The organism is Stygiolobus sp. CP850M (genome assembly GCF_037389425.1).
Lineage (GTDB): Archaea > Thermoproteota > Thermoprotei_A > Sulfolobales > Sulfolobaceae > Stygiolobus.
In genome coordinates this window covers 1-4,824 of the sequence record NZ_JBBHKR010000095.1, presented here as the reverse complement: position 1 = coordinate 4,824, position 4,824 = coordinate 1, and the positions used below count along the sequence as shown (strand labels likewise).

Annotated in this window: 9 protein-coding genes; 4 read left to right on the top strand and 5 right to left on the bottom strand. The window is 36.2% G+C overall.

Annotated elements, in window-relative coordinates:
* Window positions 1–95: 95 nt before the first annotated feature.
* Genes WIW89_RS12205 through WIW89_RS12195 form a run of 3 tightly spaced genes read right to left on the bottom strand, consistent with a single transcriptional unit; the run spans window position 96 to window position 894 of the window.
* On the bottom strand, window positions 96–338 hold the full coding sequence (locus tag WIW89_RS12205; RefSeq protein ID WP_337720976.1) for a DUF86 domain-containing protein: 243 nt from the start codon (window positions 336–338) through the stop codon (window positions 96–98).
* Window positions 302–505, bottom strand: a complete 204-nt coding sequence (locus tag WIW89_RS12200) for a hypothetical protein (protein WP_337720975.1) — start codon at window positions 503–505, stop codon at window positions 302–304. Before WIW89_RS12200 ends, WIW89_RS12205 begins: the two co-directional genes overlap by 37 nt.
* A complete protein-coding gene (locus WIW89_RS12195; protein WP_337720974.1) occupies window positions 493–894 on the bottom strand; it encodes a nucleotidyltransferase family protein in 402 nt (133 codons plus the stop codon). The genes WIW89_RS12200 and WIW89_RS12195 overlap by 13 nt, the downstream gene beginning before the upstream one ends.
* Window positions 895–1,060: 166 nt before the next feature.
* Between WIW89_RS12195 and WIW89_RS12190 the strand changes: the two genes are divergently transcribed.
* The 3 genes from WIW89_RS12190 (at window position 1,061) to WIW89_RS12180 (ending at window position 2,184) form a co-directional block, all read left to right on the top strand.
* On the top strand, window positions 1,061–1,192 hold the full coding sequence (locus WIW89_RS12190; protein ID WP_337708534.1) for a hypothetical protein: 132 nt from the start codon (window positions 1,061–1,063) through the stop codon (window positions 1,190–1,192).
* 298 nt (window positions 1,193–1,490) lie between these two features.
* On the top strand, window positions 1,491–1,862 hold the full coding sequence (locus tag WIW89_RS12185; protein WP_337708535.1) for a HEPN domain-containing protein: 372 nt from the start codon (window positions 1,491–1,493) through the stop codon (window positions 1,860–1,862).
* On the top strand, window positions 1,843–2,184 hold the full coding sequence (locus WIW89_RS12180) for a nucleotidyltransferase domain-containing protein (RefSeq protein WP_337720973.1): 342 nt from the start codon (window positions 1,843–1,845) through the stop codon (window positions 2,182–2,184). Before WIW89_RS12185 ends, WIW89_RS12180 begins: the two co-directional genes overlap by 20 nt.
* 147 nt (window positions 2,185–2,331) lie before the next feature.
* Here WIW89_RS12180 and WIW89_RS12175 read toward each other — a convergent pair whose 3' ends face one another.
* Window positions 2,332–2,481 carry a PIN domain-containing protein gene (locus WIW89_RS12175; RefSeq protein WP_337708539.1) on the bottom strand — a complete coding sequence of 50 codons (150 nt, stop codon included), beginning with the start codon at window positions 2,479–2,481 and terminating at the stop codon, window positions 2,332–2,334.
* Complete coding sequence (locus WIW89_RS12170) at window positions 2,478–2,720, bottom strand: VapB-type antitoxin (RefSeq protein ID WP_337720972.1); 243 nt, start codon at window positions 2,718–2,720, stop codon at window positions 2,478–2,480. Before WIW89_RS12170 ends, WIW89_RS12175 begins: the two co-directional genes overlap by 4 nt.
* A 209-nt stretch (window positions 2,721–2,929) precedes the next feature.
* On the opposite strand from WIW89_RS12170, the gene WIW89_RS12165 reads away from it, so the two are divergent.
* Window positions 2,930–4,786 carry an AAA family ATPase gene (locus tag WIW89_RS12165; RefSeq protein WP_337720971.1) on the top strand — a complete coding sequence of 619 codons (1,857 nt, stop codon included), beginning with the start codon at window positions 2,930–2,932 and terminating at the stop codon, window positions 4,784–4,786.
* The last annotated feature ends 38 nt before the right edge of the window (window positions 4,787–4,824 follow it).

Sequence of the window (4,824 nt, the reverse complement as noted above, 5' to 3'; positions counted from 1 at the left end):
GGCTTTTATGACGATTACGAAGACGACGTGGAGAGCAGGCTCAGTAGGTTGGAAAGGCAAGTGAAGTCAATACTAAGTAGGTTGGAAAAGAAAGTTTAACAATCCCAATAATTCTTGGCTTTCTTCCTCAAATTGTAGACTATTTCGAGTAATCTTCTATATTCCTTATTTTTCATTATCTTCTTAACGAAAATGGGATTAACTGTTGCATATTCGTGAACAATAATGTTCCTAAATCCAACCACGGAAATTAAAAAATCCCTTTCTTCAGCAGTTATCAAGTTTTTCTCATAAAGCTTTCTTATAGAATCTCTGTATCCTTGGCTTGATATTCCCATATTCGTAAGAGTGTTTGAACTAAGTAAATGAATGACTGAGCTTGGACTTGAAGCAAGTGAAGTATCGCAAATAAGTTAAACCAGTTATCTAAATCTACATTATTAACTTCATCTAATTTGCTAGTGTAATCTTTAAGGTCCTCAAGTAGTTTATCTAAGATTGCCATTCTCTCATCACCGCTCTAACTTCCCTTCCTACTAAATCCAATTTTTTAGCATCTATTAAGAAATCCTCACAAACTACTGCTCTCCTGTGAGCTCTCGACCAGTCTTCTTTATAAAGAATTAGACCGTAATTAAATACCTCATGAATTAAGTAACAACTGGTATTATCATCTATTGAAACAAGATCTATCTTTTCCGTATCCAAGTAATCTGAGAGATCCTTCCATAATTTCATGTAATCATCAAAGCTTAACTCTTTAAATTCTACTGCAATATCAATGTCATTACCTTTTCCTTTCTTAACTAGAGAGCCGAATAACACGGCGTAATATATATTATAATCCTTCCAATTGAAAGCTTTCAACTTATCTAAGTAATCTTGTAGGTCCACATATTATGATAGTATGGGGAATTAAAAAGAGGTTCTATGAAAGTTTTTAATGCTCTTTCAAAGGCTTATCTTTCTTAACGTAGAATAATAGTAGGTAGTATGAACCGAATTAAAAGTTGACCTTGAATTAACTTCTTTAACATTGCTAACTACGAACCAGAAAATTGTGCTCCTTCTTTCATCGTTAGGAACTTTAATGGCTGCAGTAGACACTACAATTGTACTTTTAGCGTTGCCGACTAACCGATTGCTTACACAAAAGAAAGCAAGAAAGGCTCCGACAGACTATTACGGATGAAAAGTGAGTAGGACTAAAGCAAGAAAAGACCCATATAGCCCCGTGACATTATAGAATAGTAAGGCAAGGAGACGAACTATTTTTCTATAAAATTTTTAGTAAGGCGGCTGATTGTAATATCGAATGGTTAATATGAGTAGTGAGTTATAGCGCCTTAACGCTCTTATGTTTTTTCAGCCAAAATCACCGATATCACGTCAGCATCCCTTTCATACTTCACCGCTCATATTAATGTTAATCTAAGTTTCAACTCTAAACCACTTACAGTTTTTATTTTTGATTTAGCTGAAATATAATTATGGCTGAGTATTTAAGAGAGAACGCGGTTGATTTCTTTGAAGAGGCTGAGGAAAACTTGAGGAAGGGTAAGTACAATTTAGCGATGTTTAATCTTGAGCAAGCGTTACAACTTTCGTTGAAATACACTTTATATCAACTAACAGGTAGTTTTGAGAAAACCCATGATATAAAGAAGCTCTTAAGTCAAGTAGTTGAATTGTCAAAAAATAAAGAATTAGAAAAGATAATGAGGGAGGAGTACGTGGTTCTTGACGTGCTAGAACAATCGTACATTGCGTCGAGGTATTTACCCTATAAATATGATAAAAACACCGTTGAGAAAACATTAAATGTAGTTAGGGGGATTTTACATGTATTGGGAATTATATAAGTGGTGGAGTAAAAGGAAGGAGATTTTGTCCCACGCGAGAGATTACGTTAGGGAGATTAAGAGGATTTGTGTTGAGGAAATCGACAAAGAGTGTAGGGTAATTCTATTCGGCTCAGTTGCAAGGGGGAATTATAGAGTTGATAGTGACATAGACGTTCTGATAATAACTGAAAAAGGTAAGACTATATGGGATAAGGCTCAAATATCTTCTAAAATTAAGGAGAAAATAGGGTTTGGAGACCCATTAGAACTTCACGTTGTTACCAGAAAGGAGTATGAGGAGTGGTATAAGAAGTTTATTGATGTTTATGAGGAGTTTTAAACTGAATGTCTTTAATTTCACTCTGTTACTTATCCTCAAGGCAAGGTCGAATACTCTATTGAATTCTACATCCTCTACTTTACAACCACATTTCTCTAGAGCATAATCTACGAGGGCATTAAGCTCTTCTTCTGAGAGTTTAAGAGTTCACGAAAAGACAGAATAAAGTTCAGCAACTACAAGCTTGCTTATTACCTTTTCTCCGTCTTTGGGATAATTTGCAATAGCTTTTTCGTGGTTCGGGTCTTTCTCGTTAATTAGAGCTATTATAATACTGCTATCGATATAATATTTCATTCCCTTTCCCTTAATAAATCTTCAGAAGTCGGTAGCTCGAAAGGTATCCCTTCTTTTAACCATTTTTCAGTTAGTTCTTTGATTTTTTCCTTCTTCTTTAACTCTTCTTTAGCCCTACTCACTCCGTAAGCAATAATAATATTAAATGCTTCATTTCTTGACTTAGCGATACCCATCTCTACCATTTTTTCAGCTATTTCATAATACTCGTCCTTTACCTTAAGTGTTACTATCCTCATACCATGATATTACTCAAGTAATAAAATAAACTTTACCCTAGTATGATATGAAGAGATCAAAAAGACATTTAAACCGAGACTTTCCCCATCCTTGTCAAGGAGTGAAAGGGATAGGATATTGAGTGGTATTTTATACATCCTATTTATCTCATTACTGGCAGATAATGTTCACTAAATAATTTTTAAGGTGTAATTAAGTATTTTCTTAGATGCCCATCGATCTAAAGAAATTATGCGGTGATTTCTCTACTTCCAATATTAACGGTTACTCAAAAGTAGACGTGTTTAACATTAGCGGTTACGTTCCTAAGGAGTGCGAAATAAAGGTCAATGCTATAAAAGTTCTGGGTTTAGCTTTTACTTACTCGTTAAAGGAAAAGCGCAATGACATAAAGGGATTTGTCGAAGAACTGTATCGAAGGTATAATTACGTACTGTTCATTCCAGACAACGCGAATAGCGATGTTAAAAGTTTCTTCGAATCAGCGTACGAATTTTTAGGTACTCAAGACCCGTTTGAAGTAACTAAAAATTTAGCCTTAGGTTTTTTCTTGGCATGGAAATATGATTTAGACTTAACTGACTATATACGAGGGACACGGGCATTACTCGACGTTTACCGTCTATTGCCCTTTTATTATTCATATTCTCAAAGGGGAATAGACCCGTTTGAGAAACTGAAAGACAATTCAAGGGATAAGCAGTTCATAGAGGAAATTATGAACGAGTCACGTGATAGCAGGAAATACACATTTTTTAACAATATGCTTTACCCAATCGCTTTGGCCCAATTCATAAATATGCTGCCGGAGGATAAGGAGTTGAAATCCGGGGCTCCTATAAGCTTTCAAACTACCGAATTTTACAAAAAGTTAGCACTATACAGTTACACGTTAAGTGATAGCGAAGCACTAGGCTTCATTAACTCCGTTTTCTACAGGCTGAAAAAACTGTGGAGAGAGTTAAAAGGAGTACGAATGGACGAAATCGTCCTTGATTTATATCAGAATTACCTTACCGCACTGGGTAAACACGGTTTACAAGTCAATCTACCCAAAGTTCAAGACTTGTTGGTACAAAAGACTGAAGGAGTGAAGTGTATCGGGAAGGGGGAAGTGGATTTACATGATTTTTACACAAGTGTAGACGTAGAAACATTGAAGGCCGCACTAAAGATAGGTAATGTTTTACTTATCGGCCCACCCGGTGTAGGTAAGACCAGTTTAGCCTTGAGAGTGGTCAAGGGTTTGACAGATAACAACGATGAGTGTTTTTCTGTCTTTACGGCCAACTCTTTGTGGTTCAGAAGAAACTTGGTCGGCGGGGAGAGCTTTATTAGCGGTTCCGTTTACTGGAAAAGTGGTTTGTTAGTCCAAGCCTATGTGAGGGCTTCAAGGATTATTGACGGTAATTATTACGTTATTGTAGACGAGATCAACCGTGCTGATGTCGATAAAGCTTTCGGTGAGTTATTTACCATATTCTCAAGTAATAATCCGGAAGAATGGTTTGTACCAAGTAGTTTGGTTGAGGAGATCGAGAGTTACGGTGACAGAGTTGATGAGTATGCTAGGGAATTCTTGCTGATTTATAATGACTTGAAGGAAAAGGGTAGAGAGGACGAACCTTTAAGAAGGATAAGGATGATAGCTACGATGAACTTAGTAGATGCGAGGAACTTATTTTACGTAGGAGATGCCTTAGTGAGGAGATTCGTTTCGTTTTATTTACCCTATCCCACTTCTACTGAGGACTTGGTTAAGGTCTTGCCTAACTTTAATTTGCAGGGTGACGAGAGAGAACAAATCATTAAGTTTGTGGGTTGTGTAAGGGAAAAGTTCAACCAGAAGAGAAAGGCTAGTAGGTCAACGTTTATGGAGTTAACTAGCTTTAACATATCTCCGGCTAGTGTTAAGAATTCTTTAGCTATTTACTCAGAGTTAGGTAAACGTAGTATTGACGACTTTGCCGAAATAGTCAAGCTCACCTTAGGTACTCTAAATAAAGAAAAAATAAGCGAATATGAAGAGATAAAAGAAGAGTGCATAAAGGAACTTAGGAAATAATTTTGCACTGCTCACCCTATCTTTTACCTCACAATTAG